The organism is Faecalicatena contorta, assembly GCF_003149105.1.
In the GTDB taxonomy this organism is placed as follows: domain Bacteria; phylum Bacillota; class Clostridia; order Lachnospirales; family Lachnospiraceae; genus Muricomes; species Muricomes contortus_C.
Map to the genome: position 1 here is coordinate 54,379 of NZ_QGDS01000012.1, position 22,960 is coordinate 77,338.

General features: G+C 39.4%; 19 protein-coding genes, 1 tRNA gene and 1 riboswitch. Of the genes, 14 read left to right on the forward strand and 6 right to left on the reverse strand.

Annotated features, from left to right (window positions below; translation table 11 throughout):
• Nucleotide 1: 1 nt before the first annotated feature.
• From A8805_RS16590 to A8805_RS16600, 3 genes are read left to right on the forward strand one after another with little or no spacing between them, the layout of a single operon-like run.
• Entirely contained in the window at nt 2-619 is a 618-nt protein-coding gene (locus tag A8805_RS16590) for a hypothetical protein (RefSeq protein ID WP_109713198.1), read from the forward strand.
• A gap of 12 nt (nt 620-631) precedes the next feature.
• Complete coding sequence (locus tag A8805_RS16595; protein WP_109713200.1) at nt 632-1,609, forward strand: glycosyltransferase family 2 protein; 978 nt, start codon at nt 632-634, stop codon at nt 1,607-1,609.
• Nucleotides 1,610-1,623: 14 nt separating this feature from the next.
• On the forward strand, nt 1,624-2,862 hold the full coding sequence (locus A8805_RS16600) for a glycosyltransferase family 4 protein (protein WP_242992452.1): 1,239 nt from the start codon (nt 1,624-1,626) through the stop codon (nt 2,860-2,862).
• A 126-nt stretch (nt 2,863-2,988) separates the two neighbouring features.
• Here the strand turns inward: A8805_RS16600 and A8805_RS16605 are convergent, their stop codons facing one another.
• Nucleotides 2,989-3,969 (reverse strand): glycosyltransferase family 2 protein, encoded by a 981-nt coding sequence (locus tag A8805_RS16605; protein ID WP_109713202.1) that lies wholly within the window; start codon nt 3,967-3,969, stop codon nt 2,989-2,991.
• Between the two features lie 153 nt (nt 3,970-4,122).
• Between A8805_RS16605 and rfbD the strand changes: the two genes are divergently transcribed.
• The 9 genes from rfbD (at nt 4,123) to A8805_RS16650 (ending at nt 17,541) form a co-directional block, all read left to right on the forward strand.
• Nucleotides 4,123-4,962 carry a dTDP-4-dehydrorhamnose reductase gene (gene rfbD / locus A8805_RS16610; protein ID WP_109713204.1) on the forward strand — a complete coding sequence of 280 codons (840 nt, stop codon included), beginning with the start codon at nt 4,123-4,125 and terminating at the stop codon, nt 4,960-4,962.
• 252 nt (nt 4,963-5,214) lie between these two features.
• The gene (locus A8805_RS16615; protein WP_109713205.1) at nt 5,215-6,618 is read left to right on the forward strand and encodes an undecaprenyl-phosphate glucose phosphotransferase; all 1,404 of its coding nucleotides are present in this window, start codon (nt 5,215-5,217) and stop codon (nt 6,616-6,618) included.
• Nucleotides 6,619-6,644: 26 nt separating this feature from the next.
• Complete coding sequence (locus A8805_RS16620) at nt 6,645-7,877, forward strand: LCP family protein (protein WP_109713207.1); 1,233 nt, start codon at nt 6,645-6,647, stop codon at nt 7,875-7,877.
• A 13-nt stretch (nt 7,878-7,890) separates the two neighbouring features.
• Nucleotides 7,891-8,838 carry a glycosyltransferase gene (locus tag A8805_RS16625; protein ID WP_109713209.1) on the forward strand — a complete coding sequence of 316 codons (948 nt, stop codon included), beginning with the start codon at nt 7,891-7,893 and terminating at the stop codon, nt 8,836-8,838.
• A gap of 108 nt (nt 8,839-8,946) precedes the next feature.
• The gene (locus A8805_RS16630; protein WP_109713211.1) at nt 8,947-10,314 is read left to right on the forward strand and encodes an LCP family protein; all 1,368 of its coding nucleotides are present in this window, start codon (nt 8,947-8,949) and stop codon (nt 10,312-10,314) included.
• A 28-nt stretch (nt 10,315-10,342) separates the two neighbouring features.
• The gene (locus tag A8805_RS16635; protein ID WP_109713213.1) at nt 10,343-11,782 is read left to right on the forward strand and encodes a cohesin domain-containing protein; all 1,440 of its coding nucleotides are present in this window, start codon (nt 10,343-10,345) and stop codon (nt 11,780-11,782) included.
• Nucleotides 11,783-11,842: 60 nt separating this feature from the next.
• On the forward strand, nt 11,843-14,209 hold the full coding sequence (locus tag A8805_RS16640; protein WP_109713215.1) for a S8 family serine peptidase: 2,367 nt from the start codon (nt 11,843-11,845) through the stop codon (nt 14,207-14,209).
• Between the two features lie 102 nt (nt 14,210-14,311).
• Complete coding sequence (gene glmS / locus A8805_RS16645; RefSeq protein ID WP_109713217.1) at nt 14,312-16,138, forward strand: glutamine--fructose-6-phosphate transaminase (isomerizing); 1,827 nt, start codon at nt 14,312-14,314, stop codon at nt 16,136-16,138.
• Nucleotides 16,139-16,239: 101 nt separating this feature from the next.
• Nucleotides 16,240-17,541: a S1C family serine protease gene (locus tag A8805_RS16650; RefSeq protein WP_109713220.1), complete on the forward strand. Its 1,302-nt coding sequence runs from the start codon at nt 16,240-16,242 to the stop codon at nt 17,539-17,541.
• Between the two features lie 131 nt (nt 17,542-17,672).
• On the opposite strand, the gene A8805_RS16655 is transcribed toward A8805_RS16650, so the two are convergent.
• Nucleotides 17,673-19,076, reverse strand: coding sequence for a hypothetical protein (locus A8805_RS16655; RefSeq protein WP_109713222.1), 1,404 nt, complete (start codon nt 19,074-19,076; stop codon nt 17,673-17,675).
• Nucleotides 19,077-19,424: 348 nt separating this feature from the next.
• Here A8805_RS16655 and A8805_RS22785 point away from each other — a divergent pair, with 348 nt between their 5' ends.
• On the forward strand, nt 19,425-19,556 hold the full coding sequence (locus A8805_RS22785) for a hypothetical protein (protein WP_278321254.1): 132 nt from the start codon (nt 19,425-19,427) through the stop codon (nt 19,554-19,556).
• A gap of 12 nt (nt 19,557-19,568) precedes the next feature.
• Here the strand turns inward: A8805_RS22785 and A8805_RS16660 are convergent, their stop codons facing one another.
• The 4 genes from A8805_RS16660 to A8805_RS16675 all read right to left on the reverse strand — a co-directional run bounded on the left by A8805_RS16660 (nt 19,569) and on the right by A8805_RS16675 (nt 22,578).
• A complete protein-coding gene (locus A8805_RS16660; RefSeq protein WP_109713224.1) occupies nt 19,569-20,798 on the reverse strand; it encodes a chloride channel protein in 1,230 nt (409 codons plus the stop codon).
• A 105-nt stretch (nt 20,799-20,903) separates the two neighbouring features.
• A riboswitch (Fluoride riboswitch) is annotated at nt 20,904-20,977 on the reverse strand.
• A gap of 348 nt (nt 20,978-21,325) precedes the next feature.
• Complete coding sequence (locus A8805_RS16665) at nt 21,326-21,943, reverse strand: manganese catalase family protein (RefSeq protein WP_109713226.1); 618 nt, start codon at nt 21,941-21,943, stop codon at nt 21,326-21,328.
• Between the two features lie 3 nt (nt 21,944-21,946).
• Nucleotides 21,947-22,216, reverse strand: a complete 270-nt coding sequence (locus A8805_RS16670; RefSeq protein WP_109713228.1) for a spore coat protein CotJB — start codon at nt 22,214-22,216, stop codon at nt 21,947-21,949.
• The gene (locus tag A8805_RS16675) at nt 22,213-22,578 is read right to left on the reverse strand and encodes a spore coat associated protein CotJA (RefSeq protein ID WP_109713230.1); all 366 of its coding nucleotides are present in this window, start codon (nt 22,576-22,578) and stop codon (nt 22,213-22,215) included. The genes A8805_RS16670 and A8805_RS16675 overlap by 4 nt, the downstream gene beginning before the upstream one ends.
• 109 nt (nt 22,579-22,687) lie before the next feature.
• Between A8805_RS16675 and A8805_RS16680 the strand changes: the two genes are divergently transcribed.
• Nucleotides 22,688-22,762 (forward strand) — tRNA-Pro (locus tag A8805_RS16680).
• Nucleotides 22,763-22,960 lie beyond the last annotated feature (198 nt).

Sequence of the window (22,960 nt, forward strand, 5' to 3'; positions counted from 1 at the left end):
AATGAAGAAGATAATTAGAAACAGTATTTTAATTATTATAATCATAGGAATAGCTGCAATTTATTCTTTTGGAACGTGGGGGAAAAATATATACGTACAGACTGCAAGTAGTGGAGATAATAAGCTGACAAATGAATTAATTGGAAATATTGAAATAGCGCAGACATTCTTATCTCCCTATAATGGATTGAATGGTGTAAAAATCAAAATGCTGCGTGTTGGGGCAGAAGCAGTAGAAGGTTATTCTTGGCGTGTCTGCAACGACGAAGGAGAAGTTCTTGCTGAGGGGGAAATTGGAGAAAGTGAATTAACAGACAGCACTTTTATGAGAAAAAAATTTCTGACATTTAAGATACCAGAACAAAAAGATAGTAAAGGAAAAGAATATATTCTTTATATAAATGGGGCAGATGTATCTAAGGAAGGATGCCTGCAGGCATATGTGGCAGATGGAAATCACTATGCGAAACAACTTACTATTGATGAAAAAAATATAGAAGGTGCATTGGTTTTAAAAATGGATATAATGAGGTTTAATCTGGAAACATTTATTGTATTCTTAGGGCTGGTGGCATATGTATTTGTCTTTTTTAAATTTATGTATAAATTATTTAGATAGTTGAGGTATAACATGGATGTAACAATAGTAATTCCTACCAAGAACGCAGGTCCTTTATTAGATAAGGTATTACATGCAGTTTTTGTGCAGGAAACACAATATGAATATGAAGTGATTTGTGTGGATTCAGGCTCAAAAGATAAAACTATAGATATTATCAAAAAATATCCCTGTAAATTATTTGAAATTCCTGCCGAAGAATTTGGACATGGGAAAACAAGAAACTATGGAGCATCTAAAGGTAGCGGAGAATATATTGTCTTTATTACACAGGACGCATTACCGGCATCGAAAAAATGGCTGCAAAATTTTGTAGATGCAATGAAAAGTGATCCAGAGATTGTAGGTGGTTTTGGTATACACTATACATATCCGGACTGTAATATTATTGATAAGAGGGATTTGTATTATCATTTTAAAAATTTTGGGGAAGATAACACGGTATTTCAATTAACAGACGAGAATAGAGAAAGATATAATTCAGAAGAAGCATATCGTCACTTTATGGTGTTTTTTTCTGACAATAATTCCTGTGTACGAAGAGATATATTTGAAAAATATCCTTATAAAGATGTAAATTTTTCCGAAGACCAAATTTGGGCCAGAGAGATGATTGAGAAAGGGTTCAAGAAATTGTATTGTCCCTTTGCGCCTGTATATCATTCTCATAATTTTAAGTTATCAACATATTTTACCAGATATTATGATGAATATAAGGGTCTATATAAATTGCACGGATTTTTAATATCTACAAGCTGGTTGAAGATTCCATTTCAGATAGCTAAACATATATTAGATGACGCCAGATATATTAAAAAACAGGATATGAGGAAAATGGAAAAATTGTACTGGGTTAAATATTCTATATGTAGAAATTTCAGCAGGTATGTAGGGGGGTATCTTGGAGGGCGGTATGCAGGATATTCTGTTAAAAAGCAGCAATGGCTGGACCGTCATATTTCGCAGCAATATAAACAAAGAAGAGCATAAAGGAGGCGTAGGGTATGAATAGAATAAGTATTATGTTAAAAAAGATACCAAAAATTTTAAAAAATGAAGGGGTTGGCGGAATTTTTGTGAGAGTTTTGCAAAAACTCCACCTTATTAGCAAGAAAGCGGACCCGTTAGAACTGTATAAATTTATTATGAATGAAAAAATAATACGTTTAAATGAAGATTCCTATAAAAAGCATAAAAATGATAAAGTAAAAGTGCTGAATTGGATTATTCCGGAAATGGGAGAGGGTTCAGGAGGGCACACGACGATTTTTAGATTTGTTTCTAATTTGGAAAAACGAGGATTCCACAGCCGTATATATCTGTTTCAATCCCCACGTTTTTTGGATAATAAATCACTAAGAAGATTTGTGAAGGCCGCATTTCCAATACTAGACCCCAATGTGGAGATATACTATGATGTAAAGTATGCTAAATTTGCACATGCCACCTTTGCAACATCTTGGGAAACTGCTTATTTTGTCAGGAATTTTGAAAACACAATTTCAAAGTTTTATTTTGTGCAGGACTTTGAGCCATATTTTTATGCTCATGGTTCTGAGTATCAATTTGCGGAAAACACATATAAATTTGGTTTGAGAGGTATTACTGCCGGAGATTGGCTGAAAGAAAAGTTGAGTACGGAATACGGTATGAAAACGGATAGTTTCTTGTTTTCTTACCAGAAAGAGGTTTATTATCCAGTTGCCAGGACAGATAATAAGAGGAGAGTATTCTTTTATGCGCGGCCAGTGACGCCCCGTCGTGATTTTGAATTAGGGCTGCTTGCATTGCAGGAAGTATGCAGAAGGCTCCCAGATGTTGAAGTAGTATTTGCCGGATGGGATTTAGATAATTATATAATCCCGTTTAGACATGAGAGTCTTGGCGTTGTCTCTATGCAGAAGCTGGCTGAGTGTTATAATAAGTGTGATATGTGTCTGGTAATTTCAAATACAAATCTTTCTCTGGTTCCGTTGGAGGTAATGGCGTGTGGTTCGGTAGCAATTTGTTCAAAGGGAGATAATAGCTCATGGATGGTAAGTGAAGACAATGCAGTTTTGGTTGATTATGACCCAGTTCAAATAGCTAATACGATAGAATATTATTTTAACAACCCAGGCAAGCTTGAGAATATTCGAAAGAGGGGGCTTGAATTTGTGAAAGATACTTCGTGGGAGAAAGAGGCTGACAAGGTAAAAGATGTGATTTTTAAAGCAATAGAAGAAGATGTTCTGGTCAAATAGAGTAGATATATAATATTCAAAAATATACTGTAATAATATGATTATCCAGTCGCAGATGTTTTACGGAACAAGAGAAACTGAATTATGAGTTTCTCTTGTTCAATAGAGTTAAGTTTATATAATTGTTTATTTTGAAAATAGCTTTCTTGAAAACCAGTCTTTTGCATAAGCAAAGGTGTTAAAAATTAATTCTCCTTCAATGCGGCAGTAATAAACAAAGTGTCTAAAGTGAAAAGGCACTTTTTTTTGAGCTCTTATTGAGCGAATTCCCTCCATAATACCTTCTTGATAATCTTTTCCAAATCCAGCTTTGAGAAAGAAAAGGTACTTGATGCAATAACCTGCTATTAATGGAAGAAGGTTTAAAAGAAGTTGAAACAACGGCATGTTTTTATAATTCAGATACACGCTGTTGCGAGCAGATAATTTTACTTTAAAGCTGTTGTATTTGGAACCGCTCGTTCCACTGCCCACGTGATAGACCAGTGCCGTAGGGCAGTATATATTTTGATAACCATAGATTTTAGCGCGGTATCCAATATCAATATCCTCAAGATAAGCAAAATGATTCTCGTCAAAATAGCCAATTTCTTCAAAGACAGAACGTCTGTAAATAGCGGCTCCTGCGCATGCTGAAAAAATTACAGAAGGATCTGTATAATTTGTGATAGAGCGGCCGGAACCACGACAGATACCCCAGCCAAACAGAGTATATAAATCTCCAGCACTATCGATAAGCTCTGGATGGTACATTTGGATCATTTTACTGCTCACAGAAAAAAAATTCCGGGATTTCCGGATGGCGTTAATCATCTCTTCTACATAATGGGAGTCAACTATAGTATCGTTATTCAGTAAAATTACATAAGGGGTGTCAGCGCAGCGAATTCCTACATTCACAGCTTTGCTAAAACCATAATTTTCTTTTAAGGCAATGACTTGAATATCCGGGTGGAAGTCTCTCATGTATGAAAGGCTGTCATCAGAGGAGGCATTGTCAACGACTATGATTTTAAAATTAGTAAAAGTTTGTAATTTTAATGAATCCAGACAAGGCTGCATAAAGTGTTTGCCATTATAATTCGGGATAATAATTGTAACGTCCATAAATAAATATCCTCAGTTCCTATAATTTATCGTATTTACCTATTATAGCAGAGAATAAAGGAGGAGACTATCTTTTCTTGCAAAAACATGAAAGCAATGTTAAACTTGAAACAAAAAATTGGATTATTTAATAGAAAAGAGGTATAAATAAATATGAAAGTTCTAGTGACAGGTATTAGAGGTCAGCTTGGATATGACGTAATGAGAGAACTTCAGAAGCGGGGATATGAAACAGTTGGTGTGAATTCAGCAGAAATGGATATTACGGATGCTCAGAAAGTGTCTCAAGTTATCACAAATGCCAAGGCAGATATTGTCATTCATTGTGCGGCATATACTGCCGTAGATGCTGCAGAAGATCATAAGGAAATTTGTTATAAGGTAAACGCAGAGGGAACACGTAATATAGCCAATTTTTGTAAGAAACTAGATTTAAAAATGATTTATATCAGTACTGACTATGTTTTTGATGGTACTGGTGAAAGACCGTGGGAGCCAGATGATAAGAGAGAGCCGCTGAATTATTATGGACAGACCAAATATGAAGGAGAACTGGCAGTAGAATCATTACTTGAAAAGTACTTTATTGTTCGTATTGCATGGGTGTTTGGGATCAATGGCAAGAACTTTGTTAAGACAATGCTCAACCTTGCTGAAAAAATGGATAAAATTACAGTTGTCAATGATCAGGTGGGTTCTCCTACTTATACTTATGATTTGGCACGTCTGCTGGTAGATATGGCGGAAACGGATAAATATGGTCATTATCACGTGACGAACGAAGGGTATTGCACATGGTATGAATTTGCAAAAGAAATTTTCAGACAGGCTGGTAAAAATATTACTGTAGAGCCTGTAACTAGCGAACAGTATCCGTCAAAAGCGAAAAGGCCGTCTAACAGCCGGATGAGTAAAGATAAACTGGACGAGAACGGATTTGTGCGGCTTCCAGACTGGCAGGACGCACTGGCTCGTTATCTGGAATGTATATAAAGATTTATAATTTGCGAGGGGCAGAATAATTCGCCCCTTCTTTTTATGAAATATGTCCAAGGGAAGCATATTACAAAAATATTAAGGGAATGTTAAGTTTAAGATAGATTTCACTTGTCCTTTTGGTAAAAGTATTGTATCATATAACAGATAATTTAGTCACAGCTCAGTCGTAGGCTTGATTTTGCTTTGCCTGCCGAATCTCGCTTTAGACGAACTGTTATCAAAATGAAGAAAAGCAGGGTGGAATTGGTGATTAAGGATAATCAGAAGTATTTTAACCGTATACAGATAGTAATAGATGGCTTAATTATTATAATTTCGTATGCCTTGTCGTGGTATTTAAGATTTAGAAGTGGGTTTTTTATTATAGATGAATGGTATCTCCCGCTAGAAATCTATTTACGGGCATTGATGTATATCGTTCCAGGATATCTGGTTTTATATGGCTTTTTCCAGTTGTATACTCCAAAAAGGGTGCAGGGAAGGCGCCTGGAAGCCTGGCATATTGTACAGGCAAATGTTATAGGCCTGATGGGCTTTATACTAATTTTATATTTAATAAAAGAACAAAATTTCTCCAGAAAGATGATATTTGTATTTTTTATTATCAATGTCTTTCTGGGGGTTTTAGTCCGTAATCTGATACGGCTGTTTTTAAGAAACATCAGAAAAAATGGATACAACCAGAAACATATGATTCTTGTAGGATACAGCAGGGCTGCGGAACAGTACCTTGACAGGATTGCGGCAAATCCCGAGTGGGGATATTCCGTGAGAGGAATTCTGGATGACCATCAGCCAAGAGGTATGGATTACAAGGGAGTAAAGGTAATAGGCAGCATTGATAATCTGCTCATTATTCTTCCCCAGAACAGGGTGGATGAAATTGCCATCACTTTGGGAATCGAGGAGTACCACAAATTGGAGTATATTGTGAATATGTGCGAAAAGTCTGGTGTTCACACGAAGTTTATTCCTGATTATAACAATATTATTCCTACAAGGCCTTATACAGAAGATTTACTGGGTCTGCCTGTTGTAAATATCAGACATGTTCCTCTGAGTAATACGGGAAATAAAGTTTTAAAGAGGGCAATCGATATTTTCGGAGCCGTATTTGCATTGCTTTTGTTTTCGCCAGTTATGCTAGTCACTGTTTTAACTATTAAGCTGACATCTCCGGGGCCCCTCATATTTAAGCAGGAAAGAGTAGGGCTTCAAAACAGACCTTTTGCTATGTACAAATTTCGCTCTATGGTTGTGCAGGATGCCGATAAAGAGAAAAATAAGTGGACAACCAAAGATGACCCAAGAGTTACTAAAGTTGGAAAATTCATAAGAAAAACAAGTATTGATGAATTACCACAGCTTTTGAATGTGTTAAAAGGCAATATGAGTCTGGTTGGTCCAAGGCCGGAGCGTCCACTGTTTGTTGAAAAGTTTAAAGAAGAAATTCCCAGGTATATGGTAAAACATCAGGTACGCCCGGGTCTGACCGGTTGGGCACAGGTAAATGGATACAGGGGAGACACATCCATAAAAAAACGTATTGAATTTGATTTATACTATATTGAAAACTGGACAATTGGTCTTGACTTCAAGATCTTGTTCCTGACCTTTTTCAAAGGTTTCGTTAATAAGAATGCTTACTAAAACGGGTTGTAATAAGGGGAATTAAAATGGCAGGAAAGAAATCCAAAATTAAGATGACAAGGCAGCAGCATGCCTTGTTACATAAGAAAAAGATGCGAAAAAGGATTATTCTCCTCGTAATCGAGGTTATCATTCTTTTGGCTTTGGGGGCGGCAGCATACGCAATGTCCAAATTGGATAAGCTTGAGTATCAGACGTTAAATGAAGATGATTTGGAAATTTATCAGGACACTGGAGACTATACCAACATAGCTCTTTTTGGACTTGACTCCCGGGAGGGGGAACTGGATGGCGGTGTACGAAGTGATGCTATGATGGTTGCCAGCATAAATAATAAGACAGGAAATGTGAAAGTTGTGTCTATATTCAGGGATACTCTGACCCAGCAAAGTGACGGGACGTATGAGAAAGCAAATTCAGCTTACTCTTACGGAGGTCCCCAGGAAGCAGTTGCTCTTTTAAACCGTAATTTTGATTTAGACATTAAAAAGTATATGAGTGTTGATTTTAATGCTCTGGCTGATGTCATAGATTTGCTGGGGGGAATCGAACTGGAGCTGACGGACGAAGAAGTCTACTGGACAAACGGATATGCTACGGAGACCTCAAAAGTAGTCGGGCGGACTACTACGGAGCTTACGCAGGCCGGAAAACAGACGCTGGATGGAATTCAGGCCGTTTCCTATACCCGTATCAGATATACGGAAGGCGATGATTTTAAGAGATCTGAACGGCAGCGGCTTGTATTACAGCAAGTGGTTGAAAAGGCGAAAAAGGCAAGTTTACCTACTTTAAATAAAATTATTGATCAGGTATTGCCCCAGGTCTCAACAAACCTTTCTGCAAGTGACTTTATGGGAATTGCAGCAAATGCTGTAAAATACCAGCTTGGGGAGATGAAAGGTTTTCCCTTTGACGTTACAACATCAGAAAATGTAATTGGTTTAGAGGGCTCTTATGTTGTAGCCATTGGATTTGCTGATAATGTAAAGCAGATGCATGCGTTTCTATTTGATAAGAATACCTACCAGCCATCAGAGAAGGTACAAAGCATTGACAGTGATATCATATATCTTACGGGGATAAACGGGAATGATTACGCGGCCCCTGCGGGAAGTGAAGGCAATGAGGATGCAAATAGTTACACCGGCGATGGTGGCTATACGGATGATGGAAGTTATGACGATGGAAGCAGCTATACGGATGATGGAACTTATGACTATCAGGATAACTCCGGGAGTTATGACTCGGAATGGTAACAGAGGAAAATGAATGGATATCAGGAAAGTTGACATTATAATACCAACGTATAAGCCGGATGAGAAATTTGAAATATTAATCCGGCGTCTGCTGCGTCAGACAATTCAGGTACAGAAGATTATCGTGGTAAATACGAAAACCGGCGTGTTTCCGTGGGATATAGTAGGACTTGATTCGCGGATTGCAGTAAAAGAAATCAGTAAAAGTGAGTTTGATCATGGCGCTACCAGGCGTATGGCCGTGAGGTTATCCGACGCAGATATTGTAATTTGTATGACCCAGGATGCTATACCCCAGGATAATCGGCTGGTTGAACATCTGATTACCCCATTCGCGGATGAAAGTGTGGGGTGTGCTTATGCAAGACAGTTGCCGGATGAAAACTGTGATGTAATTGAACGGTATACCCGGCAGTTCAACTATCCTGCTGAGGGATGTGTAAAAGATTTGAAATCCGTGGAAGAAATGGGAATTAAGGCATTTTTTTGTTCCAATGTATGTGCGGCTTATCGGCGGTCTTATTATGAAGAAACAGGCGGCTTTGTGAAGCGTGCAATATTTAATGAAGATATGATTATGGCTGCACATATGATGAAGCTTGGATATAAATGTGTTTATGCATCGGAAGCAGCGGTAATACATTCTCATAATTACAATTGTATACAGCAGTTCAAAAGGAATTTTGATGTAGCAGTATCCCAGACAGATCATCCCGATATATTTCAGGGAGTTCCGTCTGAGAGGGAGGGCATACGCCTTGTAAAACAGACTGCGGCATATCTTATCAAAATAAAAAAGCCATGGTTAATTGTAGAGCTGATTGTTAAAAGCGGCTTTAAATATATGGGCTATCTTTTGGGGAAGAATTACGGAAAGCTGCCACTAAAGCTTGTGGTAAAGCTCTCTTCCAATCCTAAATATTGGATAAATGTGAACAAAGAATCACAAAATTGTGATTGAAGTTTGTGAGGAATTATTGTATGATAAAGTGCAAGAGTGAAAAATTAAATATGCTTTTTTGAACATTGATAGTTCAAAAAGTACGAATATTGTCAAAAGGGGTTTACGATGGCAAAAAGAAGATATAGAAGACGCAGAAGAGCACAAAAGGGATTCATAACATGGGCACCCTGGAAAAAGGCACTGGTGATAGTCGGTGGGACTCTGATTTTATTGACAACGGCGGGGGTAGCATTTGCTGCATCCAAGTTAGGTAAATTAGAAACAACAAAATTAGACACAACAAAGCTGAATATTTCGAAGGAAATTGAGCATAATGAAACCGGATATCTGAACGTGGCATTATTTGGCTTGGATTCCAGAGATGGTAGTTTTACTGCTGGTGACCGCAGCGATACAATTATTATTGCCAGTCTAAACCGGGAGACAAAGGAAGTCAGACTTTGTTCAGTGTTTCGCGATACCTTGCTGGAGCAGCCGGACGGCAGTTACAATAAAGCAAATGCAGCATATGCAACGGACGATGCAGAAGGTGCTGTGGCTATGTTAAATAAAAATCTGGATTTGGATATACAGCATTATGCTACGGTAAACTTTAATGCTTTGGTAGATGTGATTGATGAGCTGGGTGGAATTGAAGTCGACTTGAAAACCCCTGAAGAAGTACAACTTGTGAATGGATATGGTAATGAGACATCCAAGGTGACCGGGAAGGAATTAAAATTGCTCGATCATACGGGAAAACAGCTTTTAAATGGTGTACAGGCCGTTTCTTATTCCCGGATCAGATATCAGGTTTTTGACGGAGATCCTCAGGATGGAACCGACTTCAGAAGAGCAGAAAGGCAGAGGTATGTGCTGGAGCAGGTTGTGAAAAAAGCGCAGACAGCAAATTTATCAACATTGAACCGGATTATTGATAAAGTTTTTCCAAAGGTTGCTACGAATTTTACATTGGCTGAGATTTTGGCTTATGCAAAAGATGCCTTCGATTATAAATTAACTGATATGAGTGGCTTTCCATTTGACAAATCAACGGCAACCTTATCGGGGGTTGGAAGCTCTGTGGTTCCGGATGATTTAGAAAGCAATGTAATCCAACTACACAAGTTCTTTTTTGAAGATGTCGCTTATAGCCCTTCATCTACAGTAATTTCAATTAGCAGTGCAATACAGTCCTACGCGGCAAATACAATACCGGATGAAGAAGCAGTGTATTATGAAGACCCGATAGGCAATTACAATTATAGCGATCCAGGCACGGGAACAGGATACACGGAACCGCCCACAGAACCAGATTATGGGAGTGGGAGTACGGGTGGAACTACAGGGGATGGCAGTACCACAGATGGAACTACAGGAGACGGCAGTGCCACAGATGGAACCGCAGGAGGCAATCCTGATACATCAGGCTCCGGGAGCGGAGAAGGCACAGGGGATTCTGGCAACGCGCAAGGTACAGCAACTGAAGGATAATTAAGAAGCAAAAGAGGTAAGAGGTAAGATGGAGAAAATAATTAAAAAGATAGGCGGCATATTACTGGCATTGTGTTTGACTGTATCATGTCTTTCATTTGTAACGTTTGCGGCTGAAGGGACTCTTCAATTTTCGGACCCGTCGGCAGCTGCCGGAGATAATGTGACAGTTTCTGTGAAAGTGAACACAGGCGGTGGGGCCATTGGTGATGTAGATCTTACCGTCACATACGATACATCAATTCTAAAATTTGTGAGCGGCACAGGTGCAACTGGTGGGGACGGCACTTTACAGTTATCTTCAAAAGGGGATGGTACCTCTTCAGAGGCCAGCTATTCCCTGGAATTTACTGCATTGAAGGAAGGTACCGCTACACTGGAGGCATCAACATATACGGCCTATATGTATGATGACAGCTCTTTGAATCTGTCCCTGGGAACTTCAGAGGTGACGATACAGGGGGGGACTCCGGTTACTGATACAGAGAGTGATAACAAGGATGGTAACTCAAGTGCCGGAAGTCTTCAGGTGACAGTGGATGGAAAAACATATACTGTCAATGAAAACTTTACAGAAGCTGCAATTCCCAGAGGATTTACAGCTACAGATATGGAGCTGGACGGGACATCCACAAAAGCAATGATGCAGGAGTCAAGCGGGCAATATATGTTCTATCTTGAAGATAGTGACGGTAATTCAGACTACTTCCTTTATAGTATGGATGACGGTTCTTTTACACCGACTGCCGTAGTGGATATAAACTCAAATGTGTCTATCTATCTGATGAATCATGAGGGTACAACGGGGCTTCCTTCCGAATATCAGGAGACTACAACAGATATAGACGGCAAGGTCTTTCAGGTGTGGCAGAATATGTCAGAACAGGAGTATTATCTTATCTATGCGTTGAGCAGTGATGGAAATAAAGGATATTACCAATATGATACTACAGAAGGCACATATCAGAGATATGCAGCGCCGTCAGTGGTGGAAGAGGAAGGTACGGATACTTTAGTGGATAAGGTTATGAATTTCCTGGAAAAGTATTTGACCATAGTTATATGTGCTATATGGGGAGTTTTCCTGTTTCTTCTGATAATTATCATCATATTAGGTGTGAAATTATCCCACCGCAATCAGGAATTAGACGACTTATATGATGAATACGGGCTTGATGATGAGGAACACGATGATGACGATAACCTGCCTCGTGTAAAGAAGAAATCTCGTGAACAATTTATTGGCTTTGCTGAAGACGACGGTGATGATGACTTCGAAGATTATGAAGACAATGACGATTTCAATGATTATGAAGACGATGAGGATTATGACGGCTTCGATGATTATGATGATGAGTTTGAAGAATATGATGATGAGTTTTCAGAAGAAGAGTATGAGGCAAAACCTGTGCGAAAATCAAATAAAAAACAGGATGATGATTATTCTATGGACTTTATAGATATATAGGTTAAAAACAAGGGTGTTGCGGGTGGGCAATACCCTTTTTAGATTGTAAAGGAGGATGAGATGAGAGGAAAGCATACTATTTTTAAAAGATGGATGTCTGTTCTTATTGTTTTGACATTATGGGCTAGCAGCAGTTTATTGCTTTATGCCGAAGAAAATCTACAGCAGAGTGAGATAAGTCAAAGTGAAACTCCAGCTTTAGACCTGGAAACAGACGCTGCTGCTGAATACATATCGGGTGAGGTTTTGGTTTTTTATGAGAATGGACAGATAACAGAGGATGCAGTCAAAACTATCTCTCAGGAAAATGATGACAGGTTAACGGAGACAGTACTGACAACCGATAATATGGCTGTCTCCGTTGTAGAACTTTCTCAGGGGCGTTCAGTGGAAGATGCGGTGGAAGATTACACATCGGATCCTCTAATTGACCTTGCCATTCCAAATTACAAACTTGATACATGTGAAGAAGAAATTGAAAATACGGAGATAGGAGTTCAGGGAGGTGTGAATGATACAGATTATGCACCGTACCAATGGTATTTAGAACAAGTTCGTGCAAAAGGAGCATGGGACATTGTCAGCCAGATTCCCCACGAGCCCATTAAGGTGGCAGTTTTAGATACTGGTGCTGATATTTCTCACCCAGATTTAATAAATGTGATAAATCAGGGGGAGAGCGGGGAGGTCCTTTCTGATGCTCTGGATAGTGAACTCGGACCGCTGCAGGGAGATGGATATGCACTCGGCGGGGTAACGGGGACGTCCGGGGATACTACACACGGCACACATGTAACAGGAATTTTGGGGGCCGAGGCCAATAATGGTGTGGGAATTGCAGGAGTGGCAAGCTCTTATGATAATTCGGTAATGGATTTGATGGTGATTGATGTATTTCCAGATTCGGAAACTACCTTTTCATACCTGTTTAAAGGAATGGATTATGCGAAAAGCCAGGGAGCGAAAATAATCAATTTAAGCCTCGGCATTAACCTGAACCTGAATGCTGCGAATACGAAGGCTCTTATTGAGGGGACTCAGAAGGTCTTTGATGCATTTATGAATGAGGGGATTATTGTGGTTTGTGCTGCGGGAAATGGTGATAATGGAGATGGAGTCCCTGATAATGGAAACATAACCAGCCTGCCGGGAGATTTACCGTCTACAATTAGTGTGATTAATGTAGATAGAACAAATCAGAAAAATGTTACATCTAATTATGGCAGTCTGAAGGATGTGTCGGCACCAGGAACGGATATTTGGAGCACAAAGAATAAAGGTTCTTATATCAGCAAGTCGGGAACTTCAATGTCAGCACCCATTGTAACAGGGATTGCGGCCATGATGCTTTCTGTGAACCCGAACTTGTCCTTTACGGAGGTAAGAGAAATTTTGCGACAAACGTCCACAGACCTCTATTCTTCTGGATTTGATATCTATAGCAGTTATGGGCTTGTTAATGCAGAGGCAGCGGTTAGGGAAGCAGCATTACGTGCAGGAAAGTGGACAGAGTCTTCCGCTTCCATATCATATAAGACTCATGTGCAGACTTATGGGTGGCAGGACTGGAAAGCAGACGGACAGACCAGTGGTACCCAAGGGCAGGCAAAACGCCTGGAAGCGATACAGATTAAATTGAACAACCCTGAGGTATCTGGAGGAGTTGAATACAAAACTCATGTGCAGACCTACGGGTGGCAGAGATGGAAAGCTAATGGCGAAATGAGTGGGACACAAGGGCAGGCAAAGCGTCTGGAGGCAATACAAATCCGTCTTACAGGGCAGATGGCCGAGAAGTATGATATTTATTACCGGGTACATGCGCAGACTTATGGATGGCTGGATTGGGCAAAAAATGGAGAATCGGCAGGCTCCTCTTCCTACGCAAAGCGCCTGGAGGGAATTGAGATAAAATTAGTAAAAAAAGGAGGACAGGCGCCTGGAAGCACGGGTAATGCCTATGTCCACCCCTTAGTGAAATATCAAACCCATGTTCAAACTTATGGATGGCAGGGATATGTACAGGATGGAGCCGTGAGTGGAACGGCAGGAAAAGCAAAGCGATTAGAAGGAATTCATATTTCTTTATTAGAGCAACAATATTCGGGAAATATTCAGTATATAACCCATGTACAGACCTATGGATGGGAAAAGGGCTGGAAATCCAATGGAGAGATGAGCGGGACGCAGGGGCAGGCAAAAAGACTTGAGGCAATCCGTATCCAGTTAACCGGAGAAATGGCAGAAAGGTATGATATATACTATCAGGTCCATATACAAACTTATGGCTGGCTGGGGTGGGCAAGAAATGGAGGAAACGCAGGCAGTGCGGGTATGGCAAAACGTTTGGAAGGTATACGGATTGTATTAGTGCCTAAAGGCGCGAACCCACCCGGTAGTATGCAAAATGCCTACTATGAAAAATAATTAGTCAGTTTAAGAATTAATTTACAAAATGTTAAAGATTTGTTACAATATATCACAGAGTGTTATGATTAAGTTTACTTGGTTGTATGAAGGGAGTACAATATGTGTGGAATAGTTGGATATGTAGGCGAGAAACAGGCAGCGCCAATTTTACTGGATGGCTTATCAAGGCTGGAGTACCGGGGCTATGATTCGGCAGGAATTGCTGTGTATGATGGAAAAGAAATTGAGATGAAAAAGTCCAAAGGACGTCTGAAGGTATTAGAAGAACTGACACATGACGGGGCAACTTTGCCGGGTGTTATTGGAATAGGACATACAAGATGGGCAACTCACGGGGAACCTTCCGATACCAATGCTCATCCCCATTTTAACAAGGATGAAAGTATTGTTGTAGTACATAATGGAATTATAGAAAACTACCTGAAGCTGAAAAATAAATTAATCGGCAAGGGATATCAGTTTATATCAGATACAGATACAGAAGTCATTGCTCACCTGCTGGATTATTATTATCAGGGAAATCCGCTCCAAACTATTACGAAAATCATGCATCGTATGGAAGGTTCTTATGCTTTGGGAATCATGTTCAAGGACCATTCGGATGAGCTTTATGCGGTACGTAAAGACAGTCCTCTTATTGTAGGAAAGTCCGAGGGCGGAAGTATTATTGCATCTGATGTACCTGCAGTATTGAAATATACAAGAGACGTCTATTTCATAGAGAATGAAGAAATCGTCCGAATGACGGAGGATTCCATGGAGTTTTTTAACGTGGATGAAGAGCCCATTGAGAAGGAATTTGTCCACATCGAATGGGACGTAGATGCGGCTGAAAAGGGAGGATATGAGCATTTCATGCTGAAGGAAATGTATGAGCAGCCCAAGGCTATTACGGATACATTTTCTCCGCGGATCAAAGGTGATGAAATTGTAATTGAAGAATTAAACATGACAGATGAGGAGATAAAGAACATCCGAAAAATTATGATTGTTGCCTGTGGCTCAGCATCCCATACTGGAATGACAAGTAAATATATATTTGAAGGAATGGCGAGAATCCCGGTGGAAGTCGATTTAGCATCGGAATACCGGTACCGTGATCCGATTATTGAGGAGGGAACCTTAGTTGTCATTATCAGTCAGTCAGGTGAGACGGCAGATTCACTGGCAGCCCTGCGGGAGTCCAAAGCAAGAGGAGCAAAGGTTCTTGGCATTGTAAATGTGGTAGGAAGTTCCATTGCAAGGGAGGCTGATAATGTGATGTATACATGGGCAGGCCCTGAAATTGCCGTGGCAACTACAAAGGCATACTCCTGTCAGTTGATTGCGCTGTACCTGTTGGCTATGAAGTTTGCAAAAGTGCGGGGAAAAATTACAGACGCAGAATTGAAAAGTTATATAGAAGATTTAAAACGAATTCCGGATCAAGTAGAGCTTCTTTTAAATAATAAGAACAGAATCCAGAAGTTTGCAAACAGATATCTGGCCGCAAGAGACGTATTCTTCATCGGAAGAGGAATTGATTATGCTATTTCTATGGAGGGCTCATTAAAGTTAAAAGAAATATCCTATATTCATTCAGAAGCATATGCGGCGGGTGAGCTGAAGCATGGAACCATTTCCCTGATAGAGGAGGGGACCTTGGTGGCAGCAGTGCTGACACAAGAAGATTTATATCAGAAAATGATTAGCAATATGAGAGAAGTGAGTACCCGTGGAGCGTTTGTGCTTGCGGTGACGAATGAAGGCAATGATGAAGTGGAACGTGCTGCCGATTATGTTATTTATATACCTAAGACGAACCGGTATTTTACAAACTCACTTGCAATTATACCATTGCAGTTATTCGGCTACTATATTTCTGTGGGCAGAGGCTGCGACGTAGATAAACCGAGAAACCTTGCGAAATCTGTTACAGTAGAGTAATTCTTATATTGTTTCAAACTTTGTTAAATAATTAAACACACTTCTATCACAAAGAACGGCTATTATATCAATATAAAATACAAGAGAAAGAAGGAGTTTATATGGAAAATCAGTATAATTATTATAATCCTGAAGGACAGCAGGGAGATATTCAGTATAATAGCCAGCCAGATCAAAATAACAATAGAAGGCCAAAGAAAAAAATGCCCAAAGCTGTTGCAGTGACCGGATTTGCCCTGTTATTCGGAGTGGTGTCAAGCGCCACATTTTTGACATCAAATATAATAGGAAGCAAGGTGCTCAGGCTGGATGAGCCGACCAACTCCTCTTCCGAGAATACGGCATCTGTAAATAGTACTGCACTTACAACTACATCAAATGTAGTGACATCCGATGTGTCCGGTGTTGTTGAGCAGGTAATGCCGTCTATTGTATCTATTACAAACATGAGTGTTCAGCAGGTACAGGATTTCTTCGGAGGGGTTTCCCAACAGGAAAGTGAAAGTGCAGGGACTGGAATCATCATTAACCAGAATGACTCGGAATTACTGATTGTAACAAATAATCATGTGGTACAGGGCAGTGAGACTCTGACTGTCACATTCCATGATAATACCAGTCTGGAGGCTGATATTAAGGGAACAGATCCTGCACATGATCTTGCAGTAATTGCGGTACCAGTGAACACAATCTCCAAAGATACAATGAATGCCATCGCAGTGGCTACTTTGGGAGATTCTACAAAATTAAAAGTGGGAGAGCCTGCGATTGCGATTGGGAATGCACTTGGATATGGACAGTCTGTTACAACAGGCGTTATCAGTGCTACAGATCGTGGAATTATGGCAGCAGATGGGGCAGCTAGTGGAGCAGTAAACAGTGATGTAAAACTGATTCAGACAGATGCAGCGATTAATCCTGGAAACAGCGGCGGAGCTCTGGTGAATGCAAACGGCGAGGTAATTGGAATTAACTCCTCTAAATTGGTGGCAAGTTCAGTAGAAGGTGTAGGATATGCAATTCCAATCAGTGATGTTTCTGATATTATTACGAATCTGATGAACCAGCAGACAAAGACCAAAGTTGCTGAGAAAGACAGAGGATATATTGGCATCCAGGGGTTTGATGTGACTTCAGAATATGCGGAAAGATTTAACATGCCTCTGGGAGTATATATTACTGATGTTGTCAGCGGAGGTGGTGCAGATAGTGCCGGCATGACAAAGGGTGGAATTATCACCGGGCTGAATGGTATTACGATTGACAGCATGAATACTTTGCAGGAGCAGTTAAAGTATTATGCAAAAGGTGATACTGTGACACTGACCGTCCAGAAAGCTGAAAATAATGGCGAATATACCGAGGAGACCTACAAGGTTATATTAGGTACAAAGTCAGAATAAGCCAAATAAAGAAAAACAATGTAATAGAGTAAAGACAGCCAAGGGTGCCCCAAAAGTTACTTCATGACTTTTGGGGCACCCTTTTAAGTTTCATTATTAGAACGTTTTATTGATTTACTTTCGTAATTGGATTAGTTAATGTTCCTTGACAGTTCTTCAATATAAACTTCCCACAAATCAGTACTAAAATCCATTTCTTTCGTATCATCTCCCGTGACCTGTCTGGACAGGATATTGTGAATCACATCTGTTTCAAAATAATGAATTTTTTCAGATTTACATTCCTCATCAATGAGATAAATTATACTGTATTCCTGTGAACAGAGAACAGCCATTTTAGGAGGTTCTCCATTTAAAATTCTGATTTTATCAGGGGTTTCCTGACCGATATATAAATTGAACCGCTGGAGATAGGGGATTCGTTTATCCGGTGAAAAGTTAACAGCTCCAAGGAGGGGGACAATTGCATTGCCTGTAGCACAAAAACCTGTCATAGCATCAATGGTTACAAAGAAAGTCGTTTCTGTTGTTAAAATATGATTGAAAAACTTCATAACAAGCTCTTTTATGACTTCACTTCCCTCTGCTTCATCCAATTCTTTTTTCTCAATCAAATACCCTATGGATATAAAATTATATACCGCATCAATAGGATTATTGAAAAATTGATCCATGCAGGAAGGATTGGCTTCCAGGGCGGCAATAGCTTCATTTCGGTTATAGCTGATTTTTTTGACATTCTTCTTCATGAGAGAGTTAAAAAATGCAGTGATATACCCTTTATGGGTAACAAAAGTCATGAGAGGAGTTCCGTCAATCTGGATATTGAAAAGTAGTAATAACCGTCCCTTTAATAACAAAAATGTAGAAGTTATCTTTTCTTCTGTTTTCCATAAATTCAGGTCAAAATGCTGCTGTGCCTTGGAAATCGTTAGAAAGAGATCAATATTATACTTGCTGTAGAAAGCTTCAAAGAAAGACATATCAAAAAAATGATTCATGGAAACATTTTTAGGCTTTTTTGAACCTATCATCCTGATACGTTGAAAAATATCAGAATAAAGCTGACTGAATACAGGGATAGTGCTGTAAAACTCCAAAGGAATATTGTCATCGTTCAGGAGGTAATCTGAAAGAATCACACAGACCATATTTAAAACTGATTTTTTCCCAAGGAAACTTCGTTCCATATCAAAGTAGTCTACATTTTCCCTATTTTCCGCAGCAAAGTCTTTATCCAGGGAATATTTTATTGCAGTTGCCAAAAACAGCTCCAGTTCATATTTTGAGCTGAAGTCATATACCACTGGAAATAGTGTTTCAAATCTCAAATAACAGCCGTAATCATATATGACTTCAGAAAAATAACTGGCAGCCTGTCTGCTGAATATCCTTTTTTCTTTTAAAAGAGGTAGTCTTTTTCCCGTCAGAATTTTACTCAAACCACTTGGTGTCATGTTCATACTAAGTGCAAAGTCAGTTTTGGGTATTTTGGCTATATTGATAAGCTCTTCTAACAACACACCAGTTCTCATTTTTATCCTCCGCTTCATCTTAAAGTAAAAGTAGTATTATTTTCTATTATACACATTTTTTTTGACTTCTGCTTTCCTATAAATGAAATTAGTTTAAGAAAAATTTCTTTTTTTGTCTAGTATAAATGTTAATTTGTTCCAATTTTTCAAGCAGTGCTGAAAATAATTGTGTACATAGGAATATTCAGCTTATATTTAGAAAATAAGATCAACGATAATCTTATGTTGCTGCTTTTCTAAAATAGCTATAACAAAATGATTTACTATATGAGCACAGGGGCGGATATGTAAGGGGGAGATTTGAACCAAATATCAATATACTCATGGGAGAAGGGCATCGTGTAGGAAGTGAGAGAAAGCTATGGTAAAAAACAAATACTTATAAGCCGGGTATTGGTACTGATGCCGCTTCTGAACATTCTGCCGTTTAAGACGGCATATGCCGCACCGGGAGCTGATAAAGTATCTGAACTTACTTAGTGTCCTTCACATTTAATTTCTATTCCTGTGTGCTGCAATTTTCTGCAATGAATATATTGATTTGTTCATATTGAAAGCATATGCAATTGTGCAGACTATAAAAAAGTATGGAAGATAAGCATAACCAAAAACCTCTGCACCAATAAAAATGGGGGCGAACAACGTATTGGTTGCACTTCCGAATACACTTGCATATCCCAATGCCGCCACCAACTCTATTGGAAGATGAAAAATTCCTGCGAGGATTACTCCAAAGCTGGCACCTATGGAAAATAAAGGAGTCACTTCACCACCTTGAAAACCTGCCGCCAATGTTAAAATTGTCAGAGCAAATTTCAGAAGCCAGTCATAGGAGAAGATTTCGCCTCCTTGAAAACTATCTTGAATCAGGTTTGTACCGAGACCTGAATATCGGCCTTTATAAAATAGTAAAAATAATATGCTTAGACATACTCCCAAAACAGCAATTCGAATAATCGGATTTTTCAGTTTAGTCCCGGCTATTTTCTTTGTCCATTTCAGACACCATGCAAAAGCACCACCCACAATTCCGAAAAGAATTCCCAGTACAATCAGTTTCCAGAATACAGAAAAATCAGAAGTAACTTTTGCTGTAAGAGCAAAGGAAAAGTTTTCCAACCCTAAAGCTTTTGAAACCGTACTTGCTGTAAAAGCGGCTGTAAATGCCGGAAGAAGTGCCTGATATTCCAATGCACCGGCGACTAGGACTTCCATTGCAAACAAAGTAGCAGCAATAGGTGTCTGAAACAGTCCGGCAAACCCTGCCGCCATACCGGTAACTAAAAAAATACTGGAAGCATTTTTAAACGGCAGCTTTTTCCCTGCCCAGTGAGAAAAGGTGGCCCCTATCTGTACTGCAACACCTTCCCTCCCGGCACTCCCTCCAAAGAGATGGGTCAGCCATGTCCCAGAAATAATAAATGGAATTAAGCGCAATGGTATAACTTCCTCATCTCCATGTCCTACTTCGAAAATCAGATTCATTCCTTTACTGCTTTTACCACCAAATTTAAAATAGCAATAGGCGATAATAACACCTGCAATAGCTAAAAATGGAATAAAATACATGGGATAGGCTTCACGGATATCCATAAGCTTTAGCAATACTTTACCAAATATAACATCTATAAGTCCTACAACGATACCAATTGGTATGCCAACAATTCCAAGCAGTGCCAAGCCGCCGTAAGTCCGATAAATTTTTACGATTTTTGTTTTCATTTTGCTTTCCTCTCTTTTTGATAACTATAATAAAGTTCGTCAAACACCCTCACTTTTCCAGAAAGATTATTCATACTATAAATAAAAAAAGCCAACAACTCCTGCGTTACCACAGAAGTCATCAGCCCATAGGCACTTTAGGATCTTGTCCAAGGGAGAACCTCATTCCCATATTATTTAACGTATATATCGTTCTTTTGCCCGCAGACCAATTCAATTGCTTTTGACACATTTCTCACTGCACCGTACTTGTAGAGACCACTTGACTTCTTTAAGATAACATAGTTAAAATCAAATATCAATGTTTAGTGTTTATTATTTTGATTCTAAAAATAAAACTTTTTAAATTTAACTATAGAAGACAGTGTAATAATCTTTACCTATTTGGTATAAGAATATTATAAATAGCATAAAAATACCCCGGAGCAAACAATGACTTTTTGTTTCTTTCACGTTCCACTCCGAGGAGAATATGTCAGGCTGCTTTTCAACGTCCTTAACTGTTTCTTTAATACACTAATATTTTCTTACCTGCGCCCGCAATCCTGACGAACGTCAAACTCTGGATTAATTGCATAGAAGTTTTTACTGTCCAGCTTATCCTGTACAATGCGGAGACTTTCTCCAAATCTCTGATAATGGACAATTTCGCGTTCTCTAAGGAAACGAATCGGGTCACAGACTTCTGGGTCTTTTACTAAACGCAGGATGTTATCATAAGTTGTTCTTGCTTTCTGTTCTGCTGCCATATCTTCATGTAAATCAGTGATAGGGTCTCCCTTAGACTGGAATACTGTAGCTGTCCATGGAGCTCCGCTGGCTGCCTGAGGCCAAAGTGCAAGGGTGTGGTCTACATAATATTTTCCAAAACCTGATCTTTCGATCTCTTCTGGTGTCAGGTGCTTGGTAAGCTGATAAACAATGGCACAAATCATCTCCATATGTGCAAGTTCCTCAGTGCCGATATCTGTCAGGATGCCTGTAACTTCTTTATAAGGCATGGTGTATCTCTGTGAAAGATAACGCATGGAAGCAGCAAGCTCCCCATCCGGTCCACCGAACTGTGTAATAATGATTTGGGCAATTTCAGGATTGGTCTGCGTGATTTTTACTGGGTACTGCAGTCGTTTTTCATAACTCCACATATATTAGCATCCTCCTTCCTGCCATGGCCATGGCTCATTAATCCAGTTCCATTTATCGGAACATGAGTAAACGGCGGTATCAATTGTAAGAGGTCCAAAACGTGCGGCATATTCTTTCAATGCCTCATTTCTCATGCGGCTGTGTTCACGAAAATAGGCAAGTGCCTCTTCATCACATGGATGGGTATCCAAAAAGAGTTTCACATCGTCTACAGCAAAACTTACAGCGTTTATGTGATCAAATAATTCTTTTTTGCTTAGGCGTTCGCTCATCGATTACAGCCTCCTCTCCCATAAAACGGTTTATAGAGGTCTTCAAAAATAGTGCCCATTCTTAATGCATTACAAGGTTTACACAGATTACGCCACTTCTGCCATGGTACATAAGCCATAGCAATTGGCAGATCCTCTAATACATCATAGCGGCATTCACATTGTTCCGGTTTTTTATTTTTTGGCATTTCGCGTTCCGGTACGCGGCATTCGCATGATTCTGACGCACGGCGCTGTTGTTCCCCACATGGTGCCTGGACAGGTTCAGGGCGGCAGTTATTATTATTAACCGGCATGGGGCGGCAGCCATTATTAAAATTCATCTGCCTGCCATAGCGCATATTGTTTTGGTAGTTCGCCATTTGCGATATCTCCTTCCAATCTTACTTACAGTATTATATTATGGAAGAAAATTAAAAAGGTTCCTCTTTACATTTTGGAAAAAGTCATATATAATAGGAAAAGTGAGAGCGGGGTGTGGCTCAGTTTGGTTAGAGTGCACGGCTGGGGGCCGTGAGGTCGCAGGTTCGAATCCTGTCACCCCGATTTTTTTATCCGTTTTTCATTTTTCGTATCATTCTTCTATTTGCATATTTTATGTCAGAGAATCTATTTTAAACTCACCGAATATATTTACCATAGAGCAGGAAACATCAATACTAAAAGTGTATATTTTTATGTAATCTGTGATGGGAAATATAACTGAAAGATAAATTTATTTAAGAGACTTAAAAAAGAGGAAGT